Origin of the sequence: Granulicatella sp. zg-84 (assembly GCF_010892375.1) — a bacterium.
In the GTDB taxonomy this organism is placed as follows: Bacteria; Bacillota; Bacilli; order Lactobacillales; family Aerococcaceae; genus WM01.
Map to the genome: position 1 here is coordinate 1 of NZ_WNJX01000013.1, position 26,417 is coordinate 26,417.

Below are 26,417 nucleotides of genomic sequence, written 5' to 3' on the forward strand. Positions count from 1 at the left end.
CGAATGGCTTCGTTCTCGCACGTAGTAGAGAGCGAGCGATGTATCGTGTACATCGTGGTAAGCCGGACAACTTAACGTCTGATACGAAAAAAGACTGTCGACATTTTAATTTGTCAACAGTCTGAAAAGAAAAACAAAACACATCTCCTTCATCATAAGAGATGTGTTTTGTTTTTCTTCTTTACATAATGTTTATAGTAATATCGTATACATCTTTGATTAAACATATTAAATGACATCCACATAACTCAAGACTAACCGTTTGAACTATTAGGACACTACCTTTTTAATGTTACTGATTAACTCATAAAAGATAACGCCTATTACTCTATTAAATCAAAGATGTAACGCTACTCAAAAAGGCTTGAAATCAATATGTTCAATGAAATGATGTCAAACCTTTTTACTATTTCAGAAAGTATTTCATCAACCACTATCCGTTGATATAAACGACAGGCTTCCCTATTTTTACTTTTAAATTAATCTCTTACAATAAAACATCATTTTTGCCGGTTTTATGTTTAGCCTCATTTTGATTGTTCAAAATATGACAACGATTGAATAACATCAGAAACAACTTCTCCGTCATTCAAGGTTACAATACGTTCACACTGTTGTGCAATATGCTCATCATGCGTCACAATAATGACAGTACGCCCTTCTTCATGTAACGATTTTAAAATATCAAGAATTTCTTGACCTGTTTTGGTATCCAATGAACCAGTAGGTTCATCTGCCAAAATGATTTCAGCTTGTTTGACAATGGCACGCGCAATAGCAACACGTTGCTTTTGCCCTCCCGATAATTGATTAACTTTTTTCTGTTTTAAATCAGCAATACCAACTAAATGCAATGTTTCATCAACACGTTTTTTAATATCTGAAATAGATGTTGTTTTATCCAACAAAAGAGGTAATGCCACATTACTTTTTACCGTTTCCTGCTCGATGAGTGCAAAATCTTGCATCACAAAACCAACGGTATTCAATCGTATATTTTGTTGTGCCTTTTTCGTAACCACTTCATTATGCAGCACATACGTTCCCGATGATTGTTCTGCCAACCCTCCAATAATGTGCAATAATGTTGATTTTCCAGAGCCAGATTTACCAACAATTGCCACAAGCTCACCTTTATTGATAGATAATGTGACATCCTCTAAAGCCACACATTCATTCTTTTTGTTTTCTTGAAAAATTTTATGGATATGATTTAATTGAATTGTCATCGTTATCCCCCTCACTCATAATAATATTGGAAAACACCTTGTTTTTTCAAGGCAAGTAACGAACATCCTAAAGTCACAAAAACCATGATACTAACAATACCTATCATTGTGACTAAATGGGACGGATTTATATAATAGAAGTAATAATGTCCTCGTCCATCTGATACGTATCCTAATATCATCAATCCAGCAAAGCATAAAATACTCAATACCCCAATCAAACACATATACAATGTATAGATGATGCCAATTTCTTTTAATGTTGCCCCACACATGTGCCAAATAGAAAAACGACGTAATTGTTGATACACATTTAACACAGATACACTAAACATTCCAATGACAGAAGCAAATACGACAACGACCATATTGATTAAATCTTTTTTAACTTTATCCGCATTAAGCTCTTGCGTTTTTTGTATCATATCAGACACAATATCTGCTTGACCAAGTTGAGATAGCTCTGATTGTAACGCTCTTACCTTTGTCATCTCTGTATCTGGTTTAATGTAAACCATGATATTTTCTTCATAAGGATTCACTTTTCCTCTTAATTCATCGGATATTCGTCCCAATAGAATCGTTCGCCCTTGTATAATATTTTGAAAAATCATAGTCGTATCTCCTAAATAATTTCGTCCTCCTTGTGACCAAAATAAAGGTAATTTAGCAATATCGTCTGATTGTACGACTGTAAGAATTTTCTCTTTACCGTCTATCATTGCTTTAATCGTATCCCCTACTTGATACACTTTATTCCCATTTGAAATGGCAATTACTGGTAATTTATCACGTTCCGTATTTAAAATAGGATATACTTTTTCTACCGTTAAAGCATCATATAAAAGCATGCCGTGTGTATCTTTAGACGTCTGTACACTAACTTCTTCAAATGTAGAAACCCCCTCTACAAAATCATATTTTTCAAGTATTCTTTCTACTTGAGGTACTAGTCTTTGTCTTAAACCTATATCGTCTATATGTCTTGATATTGGAGCAAAATTTATACTTTTTTGTAAACCACTTTGCGTTAATACTGCTTCATTTTGAAACATATTATCCGTACGATTTAAAACAATATTGAATAAAGAAAACATAAAGGCTAATTCAAGACAAATCAATAGATTCAACCATTTTTGTTGTTTAAAAATAGTTAATGCTAAATAGATTTTTTTCATTTTATTCCTCCTTTACGTAACAAGACTATAAAAACAAGACAAACCAATACTAAATTGATAACAAGCGGAGTCATGCATAATATCCATAGATATTTCAGTAATAGAGTATTTCCTAATATTGTATTTAGTGTCACAAACCCAATAAAAGCAATTAGAAAACTGATAACATAAAAAATAATTGTTTCTATTAGTAAATAAAATAAGATAGATAATTTTTTCATTCCTAAAAGGTCATAGATTAAAAACTCTTTTGCTCGAGAGCGAAGCATAAACACATAGAGTGAAAGAATATTTAATAAAATGATAATACTAGCCAGCATTAATAAATATTTAAAAACTTCTAGCTCTGATTTTTCTGCTTGATCCATTTTATTTTTCACTGAAACATTAAAATGATTTTCAATATATTCTTGAATACTTTTTATCGAAAAAACAAACTCTGATTTTACATGAACGTGAATACTGCTCGGTTTGTATCGTTTTTTATAATGCTGATAAGACATTTGTACCGTTGCAATAGGATCATCTATTTCTCCTATTATATGATACTCTTGATTATCTAAAGTTAATTTTTGTGTCTGTTTTAACTCATCATAAATCCTAGATGACACAAAAATATCATTTTCTTGTTTTAAAGCCTCATCTTGTACATGAAGTACAGCGATAACAGAATAAATAAATTGTTCAGGAGCATATTCACTTTTTACTTTTGTATTGAACTCAATTTTTTCAAACCGTGTATCTTTTTCTAAAAATTCCCACAGATTATCTGACATCTCCATTGGGTTTAAAGTCAGTTCGTGATTATATGGTTCTTCCTTAGCTTTCTCAATAAATTCCATTTGTGTGTGGTATAAAAATAAAAATGCACCTATTCCCATAGACATGACAAGCACATAAATAAAGGTTAATAATTTATGATTTTTGATAAATCTACTTAATAGTTGATTATATAATATGAGTAATTTCATGATGTCACCCCTTACAAATTACAAAATACTGATACTCATTTCTTTTATTACTAGCGAATTGTTATTGATGATGTACCAATTTTAGATGTTGCTACACCATATGCATAAGTAGCTTTATCTTGTCCTCCCACTTCGGCTACTTCATAGACATCTTTACTTACTTCAGAAGCTCTTCTTTCGCTTTTAGTTCCATCTGGTGTATATATAACGACATATACATCATTAGAACCCGAACCACTCGCATATCCTTTCATATATGCATCATCATGCGGTAGTGGAGTGCCAAAATCATATTCTGTTAATGATTCTGCACCATTTCGCTTCATTTGATTGATACAATACTCATTAGGACTACCCACTGCAGCACCCGCATAGACAGCGGTTCCAAAAACAAACGAACAAGCCACTCCTGTTAGAATACCTAAAGTTTTTTTATTTGTTCTTTTCATAAAACTCATCTCCCAACCTGATTTTTCCATATTTTTCAGAAATGAGTACCAGCTACACTTTTATCATAATAATAAAAAGTGTTTTTGTCAATTAAACTTAACAAAAATCAATATTTATAAAAAGAAAGATTTGTATACCCCTTAATTTATAAATAAAAACACCCAAAATTAAATGTATTTTTATACAAAATAAAGATTTAAGGCGAATTTTGGTACTTTACCCTATAAAAACGTCATAAATCCAACAAATTATAGCAATCTATAAGCAGTATTTGGGAAATAAATAGATAAAAAATATGCCAAGTAATAGTCGGTACGGCTATTGCTTGACATATTTGATATTTACTCATAAAACAGCACATGATGATGTGCTAATCGTCCATTATTATACTCCATTTTCGCAGAGAAAAATGGTTTCTTGTTTAATAACCAGTCTAAAAAAAGTAAATCACCTTCCCATGTTGGTTTTTCTCTTACTTTTTCATAAGGCACCCACTCTAAACTTCCTTCATCACTTTCAATGAGATTTCCTGAAAAAGTCGTTGCTGTAAAGACAAAAACATACCAATCTTTAACACCATCAAAATTAGGAAAAGTAATTACTCCATTTAGTTTAGGGTTATTGAGCACTAAACCCGTTTCTTCTAACACTTCACGTTTAATACATTCTTCCGGTGTTTCTCCACGTTCCACCTTTCCACCAACACCAATCCACTTTCCTTGATGAACATCGTGTTTCTTTTTATGTCGGTGTAATAACAAATAAGATGTACCATTATCAATATAACATAATGTGGCTAGTTGCATATAAACACCTCGAGTTCTATAATAAATCTTCTACATCTTCATCAAAGCGTGTTTGTACATCAATCGGATAGACTTTAATACCGTCTACTGCACGTTTTACTAAGGCATCCACGTCTAATCTTTCTTCATACACACGGACTTTTTCTAGATTTGGTTTTGTTTTTGGAGAGGGTGGTGCAAATACTGTACAACAATCTTCAAAAGGTTGGATAGATAATTCAAATGTGTCGATTTTCTCTGCAAGTGCAATAATATCCAATTTATCCATTGCCACAACAGGTCTTAAAATAGGGGTATTTGTAACTTCGTTAATTACCACCATGCTATGCAATGTTTGAGAGGCAACTTGCCCCATAGATTCCCCATTTAAAATGACTAATCCATCACGTTTTTGACGAATAGCATCAGCAACACGCAACATAAATCGTCTTGTGATGGTCATCAAATATGCTTCGGGGCATTTTTCTTTAATAGTTTCTTGAATTTCTGTGAACGGCACTTCAATAAATTGAATAGCCCCACCGTACAATGCTAATTTTTTTGTTAACTCTTGTGTTTTTCTTAAAGACTGCGGACTTGTATAAGGCGGACTGTAAAAATGAACCATTTCCAATTCTAAACCACGCTTTAACGCTAAATAACTGGCAACTGGAGAATCAATACCACCAGAAAGCATCATCATACCTCTTCCACCTGTGCCAACAGGCAATCCCCCTGCACCTATATACGTTTGGGTACTAATATAAACAGCATGTTTTCTCACTTCAACTTTTATATTGATGTCGGGTTGTTTGACTTTTACTGTTAATTGAGGAAAAGCATCTAAAACCATTGCCCCTAATTCACGATTCAACGTATTCGTGTCCATATCAAACTCATGGTCAGCACGTTTCGTGGAAATTTTAAATGTTTTATCAGATAAATCCATATTGGATAATAAAGCATAGATTTGTTGGAACATGGCTTCAAGAGATTTTTCAACCGTATAAATTGGCGAATAACTCTGTATCCCAAAAACATGTTTCAAACGCTCTAATACGACCTCTTCTGGTGCTCCATTTAATGTGATATACATAAAATCATAGTCGGGATTTACTTTTATTTGCTCAAAGTCTTGTAAGATATGCCTCACATTTTGTGCCAATCGTTGTGTAAAACTTTTTTTATTTTTCCCTTTCGTTGATAATTCGCCATAACGAACCATAATTCTAACGTTCATTTTTTATTCTTCCTTTTAAGATTTCAATATTTTACTAAATTTTTGATACACATTGTCAAATACATGTTGAAATTGTGCTATTTCTTCTTGCGTATTCTCTACCGATAAACTTAATCGAACGGCACAACGAGATATATCACCAGAAACATTCATCGCTCCCAATGTATGATGCTCTTTAGCCGTTTTAGAAGAACACGCACTTGTCGTAGATAGATAAATCCCTTGTTCTTCCAGAGCATGTAACAGTACTTCTCCTCGGATACCTTTTATCGCAAATGTTAAAATATGCGGTGCTTGTTCTAGCGGGGACAATATTTCAACACCATGATAAGACGATAAAAACGCTCGCAAGGCAGACTGATAAGATTGAATTGGTATTTGTTTTTGACTGTATAATCGTAGCGCCTTTGCCATACCAGCGATACTTGCGGTATTCTCTGTCCCACTACGCACACCTTTTTCTTGCCCACCACCATGCAATAAAGATTCAATACGTTTCCCTTCACGTTTATACAAAATCCCGATACCACGAGGCCCGTGGAATTTATGTGCTGATAAACTTAATAAATCAACACGAGATGGTATACGCTGTGTTAAAACATAGTGTAACGCTTGGACAGCATCGACATGGAAATGAATGGTTGGATACTTTTCCAATAAGACCGCAACGTCTTGAATAGGTTCTAAAATACCAACTTCATTATTCACCCACATCATAGACACTAAAATCGTATCATGACGAATGGCCTTCCCCAACATTTCTACATCAATTTTTCCATTTGTATCAACGTCTAAATAAGTGACATCAAACCCTTGTTTTTCTAAAAAGTGCATCGTTTTTAAAACGGACGGATGTTCAATTTGAGTCGTAATAATATGTTTTCCAAACGACTGTTTTTCAAATGCTGTACCGATAATCGCCGTATTATTGCTTTCCGTTCCACCACTTGTAAAAAAGATTTCCTCCTTATCACAATATAATAAATCAGCAATTTGTTGTCTTGCCTTATCAATCAAGCTATCTGATTTCACACCTAAATGATGCAAGCTAGACGGATTGCCAATAAAATTTTCTTGAACGGTTGCCATGGTATCAATAACTTCTTTAAACATTGGCGTTGTCGCACTATTATCAAAATATATCATCAAAAATCAAACTCCTCATCTTGTTTTTGGGCAACGAATGGCGACGTTGGTTTAGCATATCCCTCTACTTGATAAAGCAATGTGTCCTCATTAAATTCAGACTTTGTCACAAAGGTTTCAGCCGTTATTTTCGTAACGATTGCTTCTTGCCCCAACTGAAATTGTTTGCGATAGAAAACCAGCTCTTTAGACACATGCTCCCATAAAAACTGGTGTAATTGCTTAATATCACAATCATCTAAAGCAGATATAACAATGCTCGGCAATAATGTCGGCGTAAACATATCCGTTGCCATATCTTTTTTGTTATATACCGTTACCAATGGGATATGCTCCATGTCTAAATCTTTCAATAATTGTAACACTGTTTCTTGATGCCCTTGATAATTTTCAGCAGAAGCATCTACCACATGAATGAGTAAATCAACATCTCGACTTTCTTCTAAGGTAGATTCAAAAGCATGAATTAACTGGGTTGGAATATCTTGGATAAACCCTACTGTATCCGTCAATGTCATTTTAAATGTATCACATAATTTCACTTGTCTTGTAAGGGGGTCTAAGGTCGCAAAAAGTTGGTCTTTTTCATACGTTCCCGCATCGGTTAAACGATTTAATAGAGTTGATTTTCCCGCATTCGTATACCCAATCAAGCCCATTTGAAACGTATGACTATTTTTCCGTTGTTCTCTTGCTCTTTGGCGATGATTTGCCACTTCTTTTAATTGACGTTTACACTCTTGAATTTTCTCTCGAATATGGCGACGATCTGATTCAAGTTTTGTTTCCCCAGGCCCTCTTGTTCCAATACCGGCACCTAGACGCGACATATTCGTCCCTTGTCCAATCAATCTAGGCAATAAGTAGTTTAACTGTGCTAGCTCAACTTGTAGCTTTCCTTCTTTACTTTTGGCACGCATGGCAAAAATATCTAAAATCAGTTGTACACGATCAATCACTTTACACGACACTTGTGCTTGAATATTTCTTACATGACTAGGAGAAAGCTCGTTTTGGAAAATAATGGTTTCTGGTTCTAGTTCTTCTACTAACGCCACCAATTCTTCCATTTTTCCTTTTCCAATCGCCGTTTTACTATCAAAAGTTTCTCTTTTTTGTATCAATGTGGCAACGACTTCTCCACCTGCTGTTTCTGTCAAACGCTCTAATTCTTGTAGACTATACATAAACGCTTCGTCTTTTTCTTGACGTTGTATCGCCACTAATATTACCTTTTCAGCCATTCATCAATCTCCTTATAAATATCTTCTTTATCGACTTGCCACAAATCAAACCATAAAACGTCCATTCTATTTCTAAACCATGTCAACTGGCGTTTTGCATAGCGTCTGGATTGCTGTTTCAGCACATCAACCGCATGCTCCAAAGTATCTTCCCCAGATAAATAAGGAAATAATTCTTTATACCCTATCGCTTTCTTACTTTGAAAATCTCCCTCGTAATGCTCATATAGCCATTTTGCTTCCTCAAGTAATCCTTGGTTTATCATATTATCCACACGTAAATCAATACGTTCATACAGTCTATCTCGCTCTGTCGTCAATCCAATGACCAAACTATCATAGACCAATGTCTTATCTTCTTGTTGCGAAAATAACATTCCCGTACTTTCAATGACTGTCAATGCTCTCAACAAACGTCTTTCATTTTGAATGGGGATTTTTTCGGCCGCCTTAGCGTCTACACGTACTAATCTCTCATATAAAACATTAGCACCTTTTTGCTTCAATTCTTTTTCTAGTTTTTCTGCAATACTCGTATCAATGCTTTTATTACCACCAAATTGCATATTATATAGTAATCCCTCAATATATAACCCCGTCCCCCCAACGACAATGGGTAATGCATTATTTTGGGAAATACTACGGATTTTTTCTTTTGCCATTGCCTGAAATTCACTTGCGCTATAACTTTCGTCAGGTTCTAAAATATCAATCAAATGATGTGGTACACCATCCATTTCTTCTAGTGTTACCTTAGCGGTGCCAATATTTAAATGTCGATAAATTTGCATTGAATCTCCACTAATGACCTCCCCACCATACCTTTTGGCGATGTCAATACTCAATGCGGTTTTCCCCACTGCCGTTGGACCAACAATCACTAAGACTTTTTCTTTTTTCATAAAACTCTCTTTCTTTGTATTATCATTACTGTTATGATAACATAAGCCTAGAAAAAAGTCGTTAGGAGAGTGCCAAAATGTATTTATCCCCTCAAGAAACAGCCGATTATTTAGACCTTTCCCTACAAGACATCACCCGACTTATTCGTGAAAAACAAATTCGCTATCTTGTGGTTGATGACGATATATTCATCAATGCCAATCAATTTACCCTGTTTCTAAAAGAACGTGATAAATATATAAAAGAATTACAAGACTATTTAAACACACCCCTCCCAGAAGATATTGATGTCAAAGATGAGGACTAATTAAAATAGGCTCGAAATCAACATGTTGATTTCGAGCCTATTTGAGTATCATACAATCTACTGAACAGAATAGTTTGGTGCTTCTTTTGTAATTTGCACATCATGTGGGTGAGATTCACGTAATCCTGCTCCACTCATTCTAATAAATTGTGCATTTTCACGTAGTGCTTTAAGATTTGGTGCTCCAACATAACCCATACCTGAACGTAAGCCACCTAACATTTGGAAAATAATATCTGCGGCACTCCCTTTATAAGCGACACGTCCCTCAATACCTTCTGGTACAAGTTTATTTGCTTCATTCACTGAACCTTGGAAATATCTGTCACTTGATCCTTTTTCCATAGCCGCAAGAGAACCCATACCACGATATGTTTTAAAGCGACGTCCTTGATAAATTTCAAACTCACCCGGTGCTTCATCTGTTCCAGCTAGCATACTTCCTAGCATAACAGCATGTCCACCAGCTGCCAATGCTTTTACAATATCTCCTGAATATTTAATACCGCCATCTGCAATAATAGCTTTATTGTACTCACGTGCCACACTTGCTGAGTCATAAATTGCTGTTAATTGTGGAACACCCACACCGGCAACAACACGTGTTGTACAAATAGAACCCGGACCAATTCCCACTTTCACAACATCAACACCGACGTCAAATAACGCACGTGTTCCCTCAGCCGTCGCAACATTTCCTGCAATCAATGTCGCTTCTGGGAATGTTTCTCTAATTTCTTTAATTTTACGAATAACACCTGCACTATGCCCATGAGCAGTATCAATAATGATTGCATCTGCTTCAGCATCTAATAGTGCTTTTGCTCTTTCAAAAGTATCACTTGTTACACCCACAGCGGCAGCCACTAATAAACGTCCATGCTTATCTTTCGCTGCATTTGGAAACTCGATTACTTTTTCAATATCTTTAATCGTAATTAAACCAGATAATTTACCGTCTTTATCCACGATTGGTAATTTTTCGATTTTGTAACGTTGTAAGATTTTTTCTGCATCTTTTAATGATGTGCCAATAGGTGCTGTTACAAGATTGTCGCGTGTCATGACTTCATCAATTTTCACCGTATAATCAGACACAAAACGTAAATCTCGATTTGTTAAAATTCCTACTAACTTTCTGTTTTCAAGTGTATCCACAATAGGCACACCACTAATGCGATATTTTGCCATTAGTTTTTCTGCATCACGTACTAAATGATTAGGCGTTAAGAAAAACGGATCTAAAATCACGCCACTTTCTGAACGTTTTACTTTTCTTACTTCTTCAGCTTGTTCTTCAATGGACATATTTTTATGAATGACACCCAATCCCCCTTGACGAGCCATTGCAATTGCCATACTAGAATCAGTTACGGTATCCATACTGGCACTTATTAACGGAATATTTAATTTTAAATTTGTAGCTAGCTCAACGCTTAAATCTGTATCATTTGGTAACACATGACTTTCCGCCGGCACCAATAACACATCATCAAATGTATACCCTTCTTTTACGAATTTTGATTCCCATAATGACATAAACAATCCCTCCAAAATCTGAAATATTTTGCTTAACAAAATATCATTTTTAGCGGTAGATTGTCAATGATATTTTTGTTTTTTTATTAAATTTTCATTTACAAAAAAAGTGCGTCACATAGTATACGCACTTTCTATTCTTCAATCATACTTGATAAGACACCATTGATAAATTTAGGTGCTTTATCATCACTATAAAGTTTTGCCAATTCAATGGCTTCGTTAATTGCCACTTTTTTTGGCACATTTTCATCCATGACATCAAACATTTCATAAACAGCAAGTCTTAAAATTGCCAAATCTATTTTTGTTAGTCTTGATACTTGCCAATTTTTTAAATGTTCTTGAATGAGATTATCAATCATCTCTTCTTTTCCCAAAATCCCCAAAACTAATTCTGATAAATACGGTACATCTTCAACGCTTGTTGCAATGTCTTCAATGGCATCAATCATCAACGCATTTTCCATAGCTTCTTCTGGAGATAATTCTTTATTCAACGTTAATTGAAAAAGAGTTTGAATAGCTTTTTCACGCACTTGGCGTCTGTTCAACATTTTTTTACTCAACGCTCTCACCTGCGTCTTCTAAAACTAAATTTACAATATGTACATTCACTTCTTGAATATCAATATCACACATAAATAAAACTTGTTCTTTCACACGCTCTTGAATATGTCTAGCCAGCTTAGGAATGGACACACCGTAGAATGTATTTACATAAATATCAACAACAAATTCTCCCTCTGAATTAGTTGTTAAATACACACCTTTACTCACAAGAGGTTTTGAAAAAACGGATACCATATTTGATACTAATTTTCCTTGTATGCTATGTACTCTTTTCATTTTTGAAACAGCAATACCAATAATTAACTCAATGGCTTCAGGAGCAATCTCAATATTTCCTAAAACATTATGTTCATACTTGTTCACTTTACGCTCTCCTTTGCTTTCTATTTATCATAACGATACATCACTTCTACTATATCATTTTTTTTAGAAATAAGATATACTTTTATGCAATATTTTAAGAATAGCGTTGTCGTTCTTAGAAATCTATCTCATGAAATTTAAATATTAGCAATATATAAAATATTATCTTATATTCTCTTACCTCTTGATTTCTATCATTTTTCTAGTTTTTGAATTCTATTGATAATCTTCTGATGAAAAACTCTTGTTTGTTAATAATTTTTTTGTATACTCTTTTGACAATAGAATAAATTGCTATATCATTCTACTAGCTAAATAAAATATGTAGATATACCATATTTATCAGCTTTCATTTAACGTTTCATTAAAAGGTGTCGATTATTTTACTAATCGACACCTTTTGACAAAAAATTCCTTTATTTTATAAAATAATCAATTCTCTATTTGCTTTTGTCACAATTTCTGCACCATTTTCTGTGATGAAAATATCATCTTCGATACGGACACCACCAATGCCTGGGATATAAATACCCGGTTCATTTGTGACTGCATGTCCTACTTCTAAAACAGATTCAGATATTCTTGATACAGCCGGTGCTTCATGAATTTCCAATCCAATACCATGCCCAGTTGAATGTACAAAATACTCTCCATATCCATTTTGCGTGATATAATCTCTAGCGATTTTATCCATATCAGCACATGACAATCCTGCTTTAACAGATTCATTCACTAATGTTTGTGCTCCCAACACCACTTGATGAATTTCTTTTAATTGTGCATGTCTTGGTTCTCCTAAAGAGATTGTTCTTGTCATATCAGACACGTACCCATTGTAATAGCAACCATAATCCATTGTGATAAAGTCACCTTTTTCAATCACTTTAGTACTTGCAACACCATGAGGCATTGCAGAACGTTCACCACTGGCAATAATCGTTTCAAAAGATACACCCGATGCACCTAAACTACGCATATAAAAATCCATTTTATTGGCAATTTCAATTTCTGTTACACCTGGTTTAATTTCACCTAAAATATAATCAAATGCTTGGTCTGCAATATGACACGCTTGTCTAATAATATCAAATTCTTCGGCATCTTTTAAAATTCTTAAACCTTCTACTAATCCTGATGCAGATACTAATTGAGCCGATAATAACTCTTTCAATCCGTCATATTCTTTAACCGACATACTGCCGTCTTCAAAGCCCAATGTTTTAATATGTTCATTTGTCACGATTTTTTTCACTTCTAAGAAAATAGGTCCTAAATTTTGTACAATAGTATATCCTTTACATTGTTTCGCTGCTTGCTCTGTATAACGAGCATCTGTTACAAAAAAAGCATTATCTTTTGTAATAACAGCCAATCCTGTTGTCCCAGTAAATCCTGCTACATAGCGTAGATTATAAAGGTTTGTTACCAATAAGGCATCTAGTCCTCTTTCTACTAATTTTTGTTGTACTTTTTCTATTCTTGACATAAATACTCTCCTTACCACTATGACTTATGCCAATTATACCAAATTGAAACAACTCATTCGAGTATTTATATCTAAGCCTATCGTGTCATCATGCTGATACGTCGATTATGCACTCTTTGTCTTTGTTCCTCTAACATTTTTTGCTGTGTACTCATTAACAAGAAAAAAACACCTGTGCCAGCTACTAAAAACAAAATCATCATCATTTCAAAAATATTAAACATAAACATTCCTCCTGTTGCCAAAAAGTAAAACTTATAAAATGTATTATAGCTCATTTTTACAAATTGTCAACAACTTGTTTACAAATCGTCAAAAAAAATGTATACTGTGGATACATGATAAAAGGAGAGGGCTATATGGTTGAAAAAAATAAACTGCCTATTATGATTGATACATTTCGAAAAGAACAAGATATGACTTTAGAAGATATTGGCAAAAAAATCAATAAATCAAAATCAGCCATTTCAAGATGGATTAAAGGTGATAGAAGCCCGATGATAGAAGATTTAGAACGACTAGCTGATATTTTCCAGACAGATATACATACTCTACTATATGGAAAAAAAACAGTTACCGTGTCAAAAACAACGGCTGAACTTATTAAAGTTGTGAAACAACTGTCTGATAAAGAACAAAAGAAAACACTTGATTTTATTGATAATCTTATCGCACAAAGAACAATAACAATTACGCTTCATCCAATAAACGTTGTTGAAGCTCTTGCCGCAGGTGTTGGATACAACTATGGAAACAACGATACAATCACTCTTTATACAGATAGAGATGATTTAAAACCATACGATGTGGCGAGTGCTGTTTCTGGTGATAGTATGGAACCTTTATTGCATAATCATGATGTCGTTCTTATTAAGAAAAATAGTGATTTTATCAACGGGGAAATTTATGCCATTGATTATGACGGTAAATCATACGTTAAAAAAGTGTATTTTGAAAAAGATACTCTTGTTTTAGTATCCTTAAACGAAAAATATGACAATATTATCATTCCTCGACACTCTGACGATGCGTACTTAAATATCGTAGGTCGTGTTGTGGATTGGTTCACACCTGTTCAAGTATAATCAAACCATTTATCACGTTGATGCACAATAGCCATCAACGTGATTTTATTTACCAATACCACATTATCACAAAAGTATACAAACCTAATACTAAGTATTATAATAGTGGCAAAAATATTATATTTTCAAAGAGGGGTGGTAAAATATGACAAAAAAGCTATTTTTTATAATCTTGTGTTTGCTATTCATTGGCAATACTTGTTTAGTGACGTACGATAATTTACCTGCTGTTTTTTCACTTATTTTAGTAACTATTGGGCATAGTTTATTTTTTATTTTTGGTAAAACAACAAAACAAATATTCGTAAATATAAGTATTGGCTCATTTAGTATTATCTATTTTATTGTGTTTAAACCACTTCATATTGGGTTAGTGAATAATCTGATTTATGCAATCGTTTATTACGGGGTTTATTCTTTTTTAAAAAAAGACCTATCGAAAAATATATGCTGAGTGTGAATAATAAAGATATTACTAAAAATAATTTGAAGTGGAGGCAATCATGTTAAAAATAAAGAAAATAGGGCAAAAAATCAAAAAATTACGTATTCAGAAAAATTTAACACGAGAAGAAATGTGTGATTGTGAAAAAAACTTAAGTGTACGTCAATTAACGCGTATTGAAACTGGTAAATCTTTACCCTCTTTATTAACTCTTTCTTATATTGCAGAAAAATTAAATATCTCTCTAAGTATACTCATTGATGAGCATACAACTATTCTTCCAGAAGAATACTACGATTTGAAAAAAAGAATTATACAACTACATACTTTACAACACAAAGAAAAAACACAAGAAAAAGAATATTTATTTAAACAAATCTATACTCATTTTTTTGATAGCTTAACCACAGAAGAACAATTATCAATTGATATACTTCAAAAAGAAATGCAAATTGTGACAACAAAAGATTTTTCGGTGGGTAAAGCTATTTTAGAAGAACATTTTGACCATGTCAAAAGAAAAAGAACATATTCATTCAATGATTTATTGATTATTGATATTTTCTTTTTAAGTATCTTAGCTGAAGTAAATGATTTTCATATCTATAAATATTATATTAATAAGTTTAAACAGAATCTTTTAAATCATGAGTGCTATTATCATTCTGAATATTACATTATACAAAAATGTTTCTTTGCATTGCTTGGTATTATTATGCAGTATGATGACTTTTCAGACTTTTATCTATGTCTGAATAAGCTTAAAGAAATACTTACTTATACACATGATATAGAGAAAAAGCCAATTATTAATATGTTAGAAGCAAAATATTTTATTTACAAGAAAGATTTTAAACTTGCAAAAAATTTCTATACGTCTGCCATAAAAGGTGCTCAATATCTCAATGATACACCTCTTGAAGAAAAAATTTTACTTGAAATGAAAAAAGATTTAAAACTCATGTAATTTTAAATAACTAACCAACTTTTAATCTATCTCCATTTTTGAATATTTATTCTGAATCATGCAAAAATTCTATAAAAACATTTAAAAACAACAAAAAAATAATAAAACATAACCGGACATTCTCGTCCTGTTATGTTTTTTGATATAAATATAAAATATAACTGTAAAGGAGGTAATATTTTGAATATAGATATATTAGAAATTATTTGGTGGATTGGAGGAATTCTGAAAAAAAATTAGTCATAGCGAATCAAAAAAGAGAAAACAAAGACAAAGGAGAAGATATTTATGAAAAAAGCAAGTAAAAAATTATTAATATGTGGTTTATTAAGTCTCAGTTTCAGTGGTACTATAATACCTTCTTTAGAAACAACAATCGTTTATGGGGAAGAACTTACTGAAAACAAATTTGTCCCTAAAAAATTAACTCTTGAACAACAAGAAAATCTTATCCAAGAATTAAAAAATAAATATCCTACACTTTCTGATTATTATTTAAGAGAAACATTAAGACGTCAATTAAAAGGAGATTTTAGACCTGTCTATGAAAAAATAAGTCATGGTAGTAGACCATTTTTCTTAGGAATATGGGACGAACAAGGACTTACAGTAGATGCAGTTGGAGCTGCAATTGATGTAGCTATTGGTGTATTAACTGGTGGATCTGTTTCGGCTTTAGCGCATCTAGGAAAACATGAAGCAAAAAACATATTAAAACAAGCCATTGCCAGAGTTCTAGGAAATAAATTTATTTCATCCGGTGTAATTGAATTTGCTTTAAATCTTGCATCTCCAGGACATGCCATTGCCCAATGGTGGGATAGTCAAGACGCTTATCCAAACAATGGACATATCAATTTTTAGGAGTAAATATCATGAAAAAAGCACTATTATTTCTATGCTGCTTTGCAACATTGGGTATACTAGGTTATCTAACAAGATCTTGGGCAGGTACTGGCGTTTGTTTAGCTATCTTGATACCATACTGGTTATATAAAGCATACACTCTCATTTATTCTAAAAAATAGCTCATTTTCTTAAAAATATTGCAAACAAACTATCTTATAAAAAAGCTGACTCTAAGAACAGAAAATCCGAGTTCCCCACACCATTTTGGTGTGGGATAGTTCTGTTCAATATTGTTTTTCCAATAGAAAAGAATATATCTAAAAAAAACCGATATTTGTTTCAAAAAACAGATTTAATGACTCTTGCAAAAATTTAAAAGTAATTCCTTAAAATCTTCTTTTCAAACTACTATTTAATAAGTTTGACTCTATAACAAGTTATTCTCGTTCTGTTATATTTTTATGTTCTATAAATATTTAGTCACCAACACTATTGGGTATAGAGTCGAAAAGGATTGAAAGCAACGTGTTGAAATGTTGTTTTCAATCCTTTTACTATTTGATAAGTACGCTAAGTACCTTTATCTGTGCTGATATAACTTTAAGTATCTGTTCTCATTTTTTGGTTAACTTCTTTTTTATATAGCCTTTCAAAATAGCTTCACGCTATTTCAAGTCAATACTCGTCTACCTTCAATGGCACGTAAGAGTGTCATTTCGTCAGCATATTCAATATCACTACCCACGGCTAAACCATGCGCAAGACGTGTGACGGTAATGCCTGCCGGTTTTAGTAAACGAGCAATATATTTAGCTGTTGCTTCTCCTTCTGCTGTTGGGTTTGTCGCAACAATTACTTCTTTTATCATGTCATTATCTTGTAAACGTTGAATGAGTGCAGGAATGGTTAAGTCTTCAGGACCAATACCGTCCATAGGTGATAAAACACCACCTAAAACATGGTACAATCCTCGATATTCACCCATCCGTTCCATTGAAATCACGTCTTTAGAATCTTCCACGACTAATAAAGTCGTTTTATCACGTGATTCATCAGTACATAGTAAACACGGATCAGCCTGCGTGATATTGCCACAAATATGACAATGTGTTAAATCGCGTTTCACGCTAATTAAAGCATTCGCAAATTGTATAATTTCTTCTTCCGGTAAATCCATACTGAAGAAAGCTAGTCTTGCTGCTGTTTTTGCACCAATTCCCGGTAATTTTCGATAACTATCGATAAGTTTTTCAATAGGTGCTGGATATTGCATCTTACTTTTCCTCTTTTTCTGTTTTATACATAGTTATTGTTGTCTAGCAACAATTTCTTTTATCATTTGAGCTCTTAGTAATACTAGCTCAGGGTATTGATAGAAAAATAATATTTTTTGTTCGTAAGGAAGACCTTTAAAATCATTTCTTTGTGTAAAAATAAAATATTTAAAACTTTCTGCAAAGTCTTCATCTGGATCTGTTGTAGCATATGTACCAACAAAATTATCTTTGTTTTTCTCATAAAAGAATCTTTCATCATCTTTGGTTCGCACAGAGGCAAAATCAATCCAGTTCGGATCAATATCTTTCCAAAATGCTTGATAAAATGCTCTTAAATAACCATCACTTTTAATACCATTCAAATAAAAATCAGTGCGTTTATGTCCTTGGAAATCCAAATGACGTTGATCAGGCGACAAAGAAAACATGTGCCCAAACTCATGAACCATTGTTTCAATAATAGATATTTTAGGATAGTAAGCACCATATTGTTTTAAATCATTGTAATTATCTATATCAAAAAATAGCTCTTGTTCAAGCGGATGCTCTTGATCGTTATAGACAGCTGCTGAAAAACCGCTCCCTTTATACACATAAAAGAATGCTAAATATTTTCGCCATTCTTTTGGAATCATTGATTTAAATATATCAAATACCTCTTCCGATTGTTTTTGTTCCTCTGCCGTTAAATCTGTTTTAACTACTGGTAACAGCGTATCGTTCACGACATCATAACGTGCAACAGATTTTCCATTTTCTAAATCTTCATTTCCACCACCGTCTAATGCATACTCAACACGTGGAATAGGAACATTCCAATGTGTTTTTTCAAGTTGACTATCTCCGTACAACGAGCATTCACTAACGCTATGACACAATGTATTCTCCGGTACTTTTTTCTCTTCATCAATACGATAAGTTGTTGTAATCTGAAAGGCTTTCGGCTCAATTTCAGTTACATTTTCTTGATTTTCTTGAGGAATAATTGTTTTGACTGGCGGCTTTTCTGTCATATATTGAATAAGAAAGAACATGCCACACATAAAAATAAAAGATAAGATGATATAGCTATATGTTTTCTTTTTCATTTTGATATACACTCTTAGAAAGGTAATCCTTTTGTATAACGACCCATAACTTCATTCGTACGATCTTCTACTTTTTTCAAAGCATCTGCTATAGCAGCAACCATTAAATCTTGTAACATTTCAATATCATCTGGATCTACAACTTCTCGTGCGATTGTCACATCTAACACATCACGTTTGCCATTTAAAGATACTTTCACAAAATCATTCACAGAACTTCCGACAAATTCTTGTGTGTTCAAGTATTCTTGTGCTTGTTCCATTTCCTTTTGCAATTTTTGTACTTGTTTCATCATACCTTGCATGTTTCCCATATTTTTCATCATTGTTTCATCACTCCTGTATATACACAGCATCTCCAAATAACGCTGTTGCTTTACTAATTATTTCTGGTATTTCTTCTAAAGTTGTTTCTATTGTTTCTTCGATAAACTGTTTTGAATCAACTGCTTGCATTATAGATACTTTTTCTGATACATCAGGTGTTAAATATTGTTCTAATGTCCCCATTTTTTTAGCTTGAATAAATTTATCTCGAACATCTTTCCATTGATTATGTGGCACGCATTCAACCACACATGGATGTTGAATTAAACGCATGGCATGCTTGCTAATATCGTTTCTCAACTCAGCATCTTCTGCAGTTAATCCACATAATAAATCATATTCAAAACCAATAACTACACCTTCTGGACTGGCAGCTAATACGGTAGAAGCGTTCAATTTTGCTCGTTGACTAACTGCTAAACACGACAAAATATCTTGCCACTCATCTTGAATTTTTTGTTTATCTTGCGCTGTAGCACGTGCTAAAATATTAAAAATACGTGCTAAATTAGGCTTAAACACTTCTTGTGGTTTACTTGGTTTTGGCACCACTTTTTCAACTGTTTTTTCAAAGGTTATACCACTGTCCATTAGCTTTTCTAACTGATTCTTCAAATTTGATACTTCTTGTTTCAATGTTTCTAACTCAAGCGGTGCGGTTTCTAAGACTGGTATTTCTTCCTCTGTTGCCATTTTAACCGTCAAAACTTCTAAATATAAATCTCGTTGTGTGGACACTCTCATCGCTTGTTGTGTCAATGTCAATTCATGAATAAAGCGATAGATAAAACTAGACGAAATTTGCGTTAATGTATCTAAATGAACACTAGATACAAGAGTTGTCTGTTTTCCCACTGCATGCATCACTAAAATATCTCTTGAAAAAGATAGCAATTCCTCCAACAAACGTGTTGATTCTTTACCATGAGAAAGAATTGTATGTAAAATAGATAGCGCTGTACCTGTGTCTTGTTGAGATAACGCCACTAAATAAGCTCCCATTTCCTCTTGAGAAATACTCCCAGAAACATCTAAGGCATTTTCATAAGTTACACTATCTCCATAAGAAATCGCCTGATCAAGTAAACTTAGCGCATCTCTCATACCACCTTGTGCTGTTTTGGCAATAATTTGAATGGCTGCTTCTTCATAGTCAATATGCTCTTGCTCTAATATGTACATTAACCGTTTAGCAATATCCTCTTGAGAAATACGCTTGAAATCAAAACGTTGTGCTCTTGATATAATTGTAGCAGGTATTTTATGTGGCTCTGTTGTTGCTAAAATAAAAATAACATTTTGTGTTGGTTCTTCTAATGTTTTCAAAAGAGCATTGAACGCCCCTGTAGAGAGCATGTGCACTTCGTCAATAATATATACTTTGTAAGCAGCTTCTGTTGGTGCATATCTAGATTTATCTCGAATATCTCGGATTTCCTCAACACCATTATTACTAGCAGCATCAATCTCAATAACATCACTCAAAGAGCCTTCCGTAATTGATTGACAAATCGCACATTTATTGCACGGTTCGCCATTTTCTTGGTGTGGACAGTTTATAGCTTTTGCAAAAATTTTTGCCGCACTCGTCTTTCCTGTCCCTCTTGAGCCTGTAAATAAATAAGCATGGCTTACCTTATTCGTTGCAATCGCATTTTTCAATGTTTTGACAACAGCTTGCTGCCCAACAACATCATCAAATGTTTGTGGTCGCCATACTCGATACAAAGCTTGATACATAAAGTACCTCCTTTCACTATCCCTTTTATTATAAGCTATTTGGCATCAAATGAACAGAAAAAAAGGTCATGCAATTATGACCTTTTTAATAAACTTGCTGCACATTCGTCAATAATAATCGTGACATCATCATGCTTTTGTAAAATACTTGCTGGAACATCTATCGTCACAGGACCTTCAATCATATCTTTGACAGCTTGAGCCTTATTTTCACCAAAGGCAAGCAATACAATTTTTTTAGCATCCATGATAGACTGTAACCCCATTGAATAAGCGTATGTTGGGACATCCTCTTCTTTTTCAAAAAAACGTTTATTCGCTTGAATCGTTGACTCCGTTAATGCTACTTTATGTGTGCGAGTATCAAATGATGTACCAGGTTCATTAAACCCAATATGTGCATTCGTACCTAAACCAAGTAATTGCAAGTCGATTGGATATTGTTTCAAAATATTTTCGTATCTTGAAATTTCAATTTCTTCGCAGTGTTCTAGTCCATTTGGAATATGGTTTTCTTTAAAAGGCTTATCATTGAATAATTGCTCTCTCATAAAATAATGATAACTATGCTCATCTTTTGCGGATAAACCGATATATTCATCTAGGTTAATCGAAATTTTATCAGAAAAATCTAAATCACTTTCTCTTAATAACTGATATAATTCGATTGGTGTTGACCCTGTCGCAAGCCCAAAAACAATTGCCTTTTCTTGAAAAGATTGCTCAAATAAAGTAAACGCTTTTTTTGCCCCTTCTGTTGCTGAGTTTACAATAACGATATTCATTACTTTTTCCCTCCTTTTTACAAACGTTGATACTTCTATTATACACAGAATACACAAAAAAGGCACTCAAAAGTGCCTTTTTCCTTATTTATTTAATGCTTTTTTTGCTTCTTCTGCTAAAGCCGTAAATCCTGCTGGGTCATTTACAGCTAAGTCAGCTAACATTTTGCGGTTCACTTCGATACCTGCAACTTTTAAGCCGTTCATAAATACGCTATAACTTAATCCATTTAAACGAGCAGCTGCATTGATACGTGTAATCCATAATTTACGGAAATCACGTTTTTTCTGACGACGATCTCTATAAGCATAAGAATAAGATTTCATCACTTGTTCTTTAGCTGTTTTGAATAACAAGTGTTTTGCTCCATAGTAACCTTTTGCTAATTTTAAAATTCTTTTACGACGTCTGCGCGTCACTGTTCCACCTTTTACACGTGGCATAGTCAATTCCTCCTTATGATAAACGCATATTTGACTTCCTGCGTTTTATATCTCTTATTTTCAATAATAATCGTTACGCAATACCAATTAGCGAAGTTGTGCTAATTGTTTTCTGATACGTCTCATATCGCTGTTGCTTACCATTGTTGCTTTGCGGTGTTGACGTCTTTGTTTTTTAGATTTACCGTGGAAGCGGTGGCTTCTTTCTGAATGAGAACGTTTCAAACCTCCGTTACCAGTTCTTTTAAAACGTTTTGCTGATCCGCGGTGTGTTTTTTGTTTTGGCATTTTGCTTTCCTCCTACAATATTTCTACTTGTCAAGGTTATAAACCTACTATTTATTTTGGCGCTAGCATTAAAAACATGCTGCGTCCATCCATTTTCGGACGTGATTCAATCGCTGCAATATCGGCTGTTTCTTCAGCATATTTTTCCAATACACGTTGTCCTATTTCTTTGTGTGTAATCGCACGTCCTTTGAATCGGATAGATACTTTTACTTTATCTCCTTTTTCTAAGAACTTACGTCCACTACGCAGTTTTGTTTGGAAGTCGTTCTCATCAATTGTTGGACTTAAACGCACTTCTTTAATTGTGACAACTTTCTGGTTTTTACGTGCTTCACGCTCACGTTTTTGCTGTTCAAAACGGTATTTCCCGTAGTCCATTACACGAGCTACTGGTGGCACCGCATTTGGAGAAACTAGCACTAAATCTAAGTTTGCATCCTCTGCCAGCTTCAACGCTTGTGTACGTGTCATAACGCCTAGTTGTTCACCTTGTCCATCAATCACACGTAATTCTTTAGCACGAATGCCGTCATTTACCATCATATCCTTTGCTATTTCAATCACCTCCAAGATTTTTTGACTTAGCAGAAAAACAGTGGGTGCACGTGTGCACCCACTGACATTCATAAATCGAATCTCTATTTGCCCAAGGACCTTTGGTCTACTTAGGCGAGAAGCGGGAGCCTCTGCTTTATCGTCTTGTCTATTCTATAGGAAAATAGAGTATTTGTCAATAATTTTATGAAATACACTCACGCTAACGGGATTAACGTGAGTGTACAACTATTTGTTAATATTTTAAAAACACTTTAATGTCGTAGTTTTTAATTTTTTCACGTCCATTTAAATCTAATAACTCGATAATAAACGCTGTACCGACAACTATACCACCTAATGATTCAACTAATTTAATCGTAGCTGCGATTGTACCACCCGTAGCTAATAAATCATCACAGATAAGTACACGTTGCCCCGGTTTAATGGCATCTTTGTGAATTTGTAATGTATCTTGTCCATATTCTAAACCGTACGTCACTTCTGCTGTTTCACGAGGTAGTTTTCCTTTTTTACGGACCGGTGCAAAACCAACGCCTAATTCATTGGCAACAGGACAACCAATAATAAACCCTCTTGCTTCTGGCCCAACAATAATATCAACTTCTTTTTCTTTGGCATACGCCGCAATTTCTTTTGTAACATAGCGATATGCCTCTCCATTTTCCATTAGTGGAGAAATATCACGGAAAATAATCCCCTCTTTTGGAAAGTTTGGTACTGTTGCAATATAATTTTCTAACTTCATCTTGCCTCTCCTTTTCCTAGATACCCTTTGATACCATCTATCACTTGAGAAAATTGTGTGTAAATTAGAGCTTGCTCAATCCACATTTTTTCTTTATATGCTTTAAATACTTCGGTTTCTTCTAATACACATTTCTCATGTTGTGGATTGAATATTAAAACACCGTCTTTTATTGTAACAAATTTTACCTCAGAAAACACCTGTATCATGAAAATCAATACATCTTTTTTAATATTTAATTGTTTTACAAGCGTATCTAACATATCTCTAATCACAAATTCTTGTTTTTTATGAATGTATTTATAAAGCACGCCAAATTGTTCACGTGTTGGTAATCCTATTAAATAGGCACTTTTTCGCGTGTGTGCCATAACATATACATTATCCGCTGCTATATTTTGCAAAACATTTTTGAATATGTCTTCATTGGGCGGACAATCAAATAAAACTAAGTTTTCAACGGTATTGGGTACATCTTCTTCATAATAAACGGCTGTACTAGTATCTATCAGTTTTTCTTTAAAGTAATCATAATATTTTTTGTCAAAGAATAAATAGACAGCATTGTCTATCATCATATCTTTTTCTGTCATTTTTGTTCCACGGTAGTCAAAAAATTGTGTACCGTTAATACAACTATCCATGACACGAAATTGCACTCGCTCGAGTCCATTCCATTCATTTAAATTTAACTGTCCAACAAGACTGGCTACGACATTATCTTTTAAATAAGGAATATCTTGAATCGCATTGAATTGAACAATATCCATTTGATCTGCTTGTCCTTTTAAATGCTGTTTTTTTGTACCGATTGCTTTCATTTGAGAGAGCATCGTGTGTTTCACACAAATAATTGGTCGTTCATTTCCAGTACCAAAAGGTGCTAGTGTATCAATCGCATGAAGCAATTCAATAGTACATGTTTTTGCATCTAAAACGGTATCGTATGTTAAAAATCGCTTTGTTTCGCTCGGGACAAATTCTTGTAAACGTTGTTGTAAGATGTCAATTTTATCAATAGCAACAGTCATCCCCGCTGCCATTTCATGCCCACCAAATGCAACAAATTCTTCTTTCACACTCGATAATACATCGTACAAATTCACAGAAGAAACACTTCTTCCAGAACCTTTAGCCAATCCCGTTTCTATATTTTTTTGTAATAAAATGGTTGGTTTTCCTGTTTTTTCAACAACTTGACTGGCAACAATGCCTAAAACACCTGCTTGCCAATGTTCATTAGCTAATAAAATAAGGTTTGGCAACGGATTCGGTAAAGACGCCATCACTTCATTAGAAATGGCATCAACAACGGCTTTTCGCTCATTGTTTTTTTGTTCAATCAAGTCAACCAACGCATCTGCTTCATCTTCATCAAAAGTCATAAGCAAATCAACACCCGGTGTTGCATCATCTAACCTACCAATTGCATTTAAGCGTGGCCCTATCGTAAAGCCTATTGTATCAGTCGTTGCCTTTTCAGTATCAACGCCTGCTTTTGAGAGCAGTTTCAATAAACCGACACGCTGTGTTTGTTTAAGCATTCGTAACCCGTGCGATACAATAACCCGATTCTCGTCCACCAAACTCACAACATCAGCCACTGTACCAATAGATGCAATGTCCAATAATTCCATTGGAAGTTCTTCCAAAAGAGCACATGCCACTTTGAAGGCAACGCCTGCTCCGGATAAATCACCAAATGGATAACTCCCTTTAGGGTGCCTTGGATGTACAATAGCGTATGCATTGGGTAACGCTTCGGGTAGTTCGTGATGATCTGTCACAATGACATCAACACCTTTTTTCATCGCTAAATCAATCGCTTCATGCCCAGCAACACCATTGTCACATGTAACAATCAGCTCTACATGGTCAACATCAATCATATATTTATACACATCTACATTTGGTCCATATCCGTCAGTTGCTCGATTTGGCAAGTAAAAATGAACATTACCACCTAGCATATCAATCGCTTCAGATAAAATCGTCGTACTCGTTATCCCATCCGCATCATAATCACCATAAATCAATATTTTTTCATTTTTTTCAATGGCTTCTTTAATACGATTAACCGCTTTTTCCATATCGTGCATTAAATATGGATCATGTAGCTGGTCTAATGTAGGATTTTGGAATTGTTCTAATTGTATTTTTGAGTGAACACCTCGTTGCAAACATAGTATGGCAAAACTTCTATCACAGCCTGTTTCTTCTTGAAAGGCTTTAATATCTTGTTCTTCTGGTTGCTCTTTTTGAACCCATTCATATACTGATTTTTTTGCCAAAATACATTCTCTCCTTTTTTATCCGTCACTTTCTATTATAAGGACGGATAAAACACTCGTCCATTAAAAATGCTTATCACATGATGACTTTATCACTATACGCTAAACTTG

General features: G+C 33.9%; 29 protein-coding genes and 1 other annotated feature. Of the genes, 5 read left to right on the top strand and 24 right to left on the bottom strand.

What is annotated here, in order from left to right; genetic code table 11:
* Window positions 1-527: 527 nt before the first annotated feature.
* The 9 genes from GMA06_RS04200 to miaA form a co-directional block, all read right to left on the bottom strand.
* A complete protein-coding gene (locus GMA06_RS04200) occupies window positions 528-1,229 on the bottom strand; it encodes an ABC transporter ATP-binding protein (RefSeq protein WP_163546383.1) in 702 nt (233 codons plus the stop codon).
* An 11-nt stretch (window positions 1,230-1,240) separates the two neighbouring features.
* Window positions 1,241-2,407: a hypothetical protein gene (locus tag GMA06_RS04205; protein WP_163546382.1), complete on the bottom strand. Its 1,167-nt coding sequence runs from the start codon at window positions 2,405-2,407 to the stop codon at window positions 1,241-1,243.
* Entirely contained in the window at window positions 2,404-3,378 is a 975-nt protein-coding gene (locus tag GMA06_RS04210) for a hypothetical protein (RefSeq protein ID WP_163546381.1), read from the bottom strand. Before GMA06_RS04210 ends, GMA06_RS04205 begins: the two co-directional genes overlap by 4 nt.
* A 50-nt stretch (window positions 3,379-3,428) precedes the next feature.
* A complete protein-coding gene (locus GMA06_RS04215; protein WP_163561799.1) occupies window positions 3,429-3,827 on the bottom strand; it encodes a hypothetical protein in 399 nt (132 codons plus the stop codon).
* 342 nt (window positions 3,828-4,169) lie between these two features.
* Window positions 4,170-4,634 carry an 8-oxo-dGTP diphosphatase gene (locus GMA06_RS04220; RefSeq protein WP_163546379.1) on the bottom strand — a complete coding sequence of 155 codons (465 nt, stop codon included), beginning with the start codon at window positions 4,632-4,634 and terminating at the stop codon, window positions 4,170-4,172.
* Window positions 4,635-4,650: 16 nt separating this feature from the next.
* Window positions 4,651-5,853 (bottom strand): tRNA uracil 4-sulfurtransferase ThiI, encoded by a 1,203-nt coding sequence (thiI, locus tag GMA06_RS04225; RefSeq protein ID WP_345940872.1) that lies wholly within the window; start codon window positions 5,851-5,853, stop codon window positions 4,651-4,653.
* Window positions 5,854-5,868: 15 nt separating this feature from the next.
* Window positions 5,869-6,999, bottom strand: a complete 1,131-nt coding sequence (locus tag GMA06_RS04230; RefSeq protein WP_163561820.1) for a cysteine desulfurase family protein — start codon at window positions 6,997-6,999, stop codon at window positions 5,869-5,871.
* Window positions 6,999-8,243: a GTPase HflX gene (gene hflX, locus GMA06_RS04235; RefSeq protein WP_163561800.1), complete on the bottom strand. Its 1,245-nt coding sequence runs from the start codon at window positions 8,241-8,243 to the stop codon at window positions 6,999-7,001. Before hflX ends, GMA06_RS04230 begins: the two co-directional genes overlap by 1 nt.
* Window positions 8,228-9,145 (bottom strand): tRNA (adenosine(37)-N6)-dimethylallyltransferase MiaA, encoded by a 918-nt coding sequence (miaA, locus tag GMA06_RS04240; protein WP_163561801.1) that lies wholly within the window; start codon window positions 9,143-9,145, stop codon window positions 8,228-8,230. Before miaA ends, hflX begins: the two co-directional genes overlap by 16 nt.
* Before the next feature lie 77 nt (window positions 9,146-9,222).
* Here miaA and GMA06_RS04245 point away from each other — a divergent pair, with 77 nt between their 5' ends.
* A complete protein-coding gene (locus GMA06_RS04245; protein WP_163546376.1) occupies window positions 9,223-9,453 on the top strand; it encodes a hypothetical protein in 231 nt (76 codons plus the stop codon).
* A 57-nt stretch (window positions 9,454-9,510) separates the two neighbouring features.
* Here GMA06_RS04245 and guaB read toward each other — a convergent pair whose 3' ends face one another.
* The 5 genes from guaB to GMA06_RS04270 form a co-directional block, all read right to left on the bottom strand.
* On the bottom strand, window positions 9,511-10,992 hold the full coding sequence (guaB, locus tag GMA06_RS04250) for an IMP dehydrogenase (protein ID WP_163546375.1): 1,482 nt from the start codon (window positions 10,990-10,992) through the stop codon (window positions 9,511-9,513).
* Between the two features lie 134 nt (window positions 10,993-11,126).
* Window positions 11,127-11,561 (bottom strand): transcription antitermination factor NusB, encoded by a 435-nt coding sequence (gene nusB / locus GMA06_RS04255; RefSeq protein ID WP_240328835.1) that lies wholly within the window; start codon window positions 11,559-11,561, stop codon window positions 11,127-11,129.
* Window positions 11,554-11,928 carry an Asp23/Gls24 family envelope stress response protein gene (locus tag GMA06_RS04260; RefSeq protein WP_163546373.1) on the bottom strand — a complete coding sequence of 125 codons (375 nt, stop codon included), beginning with the start codon at window positions 11,926-11,928 and terminating at the stop codon, window positions 11,554-11,556. Before GMA06_RS04260 ends, nusB begins: the two co-directional genes overlap by 8 nt.
* A gap of 421 nt (window positions 11,929-12,349) precedes the next feature.
* Window positions 12,350-13,414: a Xaa-Pro peptidase family protein gene (locus tag GMA06_RS04265; protein WP_163546372.1), complete on the bottom strand. Its 1,065-nt coding sequence runs from the start codon at window positions 13,412-13,414 to the stop codon at window positions 12,350-12,352.
* 77 nt (window positions 13,415-13,491) lie between these two features.
* The gene (locus tag GMA06_RS04270) at window positions 13,492-13,638 is read right to left on the bottom strand and encodes a hypothetical protein (RefSeq protein WP_163546371.1); all 147 of its coding nucleotides are present in this window, start codon (window positions 13,636-13,638) and stop codon (window positions 13,492-13,494) included.
* Window positions 13,639-13,773: 135 nt separating this feature from the next.
* On the opposite strand from GMA06_RS04270, the gene GMA06_RS04275 reads away from it, so the two are divergent.
* The 4 genes from GMA06_RS04275 to GMA06_RS04290 all read left to right on the top strand — a co-directional run bounded on the left by GMA06_RS04275 (window position 13,774) and on the right by GMA06_RS04290 (window position 16,775).
* Window positions 13,774-14,499, top strand: a complete 726-nt coding sequence (locus GMA06_RS04275) for a LexA family transcriptional regulator (RefSeq protein WP_163561802.1) — start codon at window positions 13,774-13,776, stop codon at window positions 14,497-14,499.
* A gap of 145 nt (window positions 14,500-14,644) precedes the next feature.
* On the top strand, window positions 14,645-14,953 hold the full coding sequence (locus GMA06_RS04280; RefSeq protein WP_163546369.1) for a hypothetical protein: 309 nt from the start codon (window positions 14,645-14,647) through the stop codon (window positions 14,951-14,953).
* Between the two features lie 49 nt (window positions 14,954-15,002).
* Window positions 15,003-15,911 (top strand): XRE family transcriptional regulator, encoded by a 909-nt coding sequence (locus GMA06_RS04285; protein ID WP_163561803.1) that lies wholly within the window; start codon window positions 15,003-15,005, stop codon window positions 15,909-15,911.
* A gap of 288 nt (window positions 15,912-16,199) precedes the next feature.
* A complete protein-coding gene (locus GMA06_RS04290; RefSeq protein WP_163546367.1) occupies window positions 16,200-16,775 on the top strand; it encodes a hypothetical protein in 576 nt (191 codons plus the stop codon).
* Between the two features lie 655 nt (window positions 16,776-17,430).
* Here GMA06_RS04290 and recR read toward each other — a convergent pair.
* The 10 genes from recR to recJ all read right to left on the bottom strand — a co-directional run bounded on the left by recR (window position 17,431) and on the right by recJ (window position 26,306).
* Entirely contained in the window at window positions 17,431-18,033 is a 603-nt protein-coding gene (recR, locus tag GMA06_RS04295) for a recombination mediator RecR (RefSeq protein WP_163546365.1), read from the bottom strand.
* A gap of 33 nt (window positions 18,034-18,066) precedes the next feature.
* Window positions 18,067-19,125, bottom strand: a complete 1,059-nt coding sequence (locus GMA06_RS04300; RefSeq protein ID WP_205426218.1) for a hypothetical protein — start codon at window positions 19,123-19,125, stop codon at window positions 18,067-18,069.
* A gap of 14 nt (window positions 19,126-19,139) precedes the next feature.
* Window positions 19,140-19,451, bottom strand: a complete 312-nt coding sequence (locus GMA06_RS04305) for a YbaB/EbfC family nucleoid-associated protein (protein ID WP_163561804.1) — start codon at window positions 19,449-19,451, stop codon at window positions 19,140-19,142.
* Window positions 19,452-19,458: 7 nt separating this feature from the next.
* Complete coding sequence (gene dnaX / locus GMA06_RS04310) at window positions 19,459-21,192, bottom strand: DNA polymerase III subunit gamma/tau (RefSeq protein WP_163561805.1); 1,734 nt, start codon at window positions 21,190-21,192, stop codon at window positions 19,459-19,461.
* Window positions 21,193-21,266: 74 nt separating this feature from the next.
* A complete protein-coding gene (locus GMA06_RS04315; protein WP_163561806.1) occupies window positions 21,267-21,977 on the bottom strand; it encodes a glucosamine-6-phosphate deaminase in 711 nt (236 codons plus the stop codon).
* Between the two features lie 84 nt (window positions 21,978-22,061).
* Window positions 22,062-22,421, bottom strand: coding sequence for a 50S ribosomal protein L20 (rplT, locus tag GMA06_RS04320; RefSeq protein ID WP_163546360.1), 360 nt, complete (start codon window positions 22,419-22,421; stop codon window positions 22,062-22,064).
* A gap of 87 nt (window positions 22,422-22,508) precedes the next feature.
* The gene (rpmI, locus tag GMA06_RS04325) at window positions 22,509-22,709 is read right to left on the bottom strand and encodes a 50S ribosomal protein L35 (protein WP_163546359.1); all 201 of its coding nucleotides are present in this window, start codon (window positions 22,707-22,709) and stop codon (window positions 22,509-22,511) included.
* 51 nt (window positions 22,710-22,760) lie between these two features.
* Window positions 22,761-23,273, bottom strand: a complete 513-nt coding sequence (infC, locus tag GMA06_RS04330; RefSeq protein WP_163546392.1) for a translation initiation factor IF-3 — start codon at window positions 23,271-23,273, stop codon at window positions 22,761-22,763.
* Window positions 23,274-23,293: 20 nt separating this feature from the next.
* Window positions 23,294-23,410: a sequence feature (ribosomal protein L20 leader region), on the bottom strand.
* Window positions 23,411-23,502: 92 nt separating this feature from the next.
* On the bottom strand, window positions 23,503-24,015 hold the full coding sequence (locus tag GMA06_RS04335; RefSeq protein WP_163546358.1) for an adenine phosphoribosyltransferase: 513 nt from the start codon (window positions 24,013-24,015) through the stop codon (window positions 23,503-23,505).
* Window positions 24,012-26,306: a single-stranded-DNA-specific exonuclease RecJ gene (gene recJ, locus GMA06_RS04340; RefSeq protein ID WP_163561807.1), complete on the bottom strand. Its 2,295-nt coding sequence runs from the start codon at window positions 26,304-26,306 to the stop codon at window positions 24,012-24,014. Before recJ ends, GMA06_RS04335 begins: the two co-directional genes overlap by 4 nt.
* Between the last annotated feature and the right edge of the window lie 111 nt (window positions 26,307-26,417).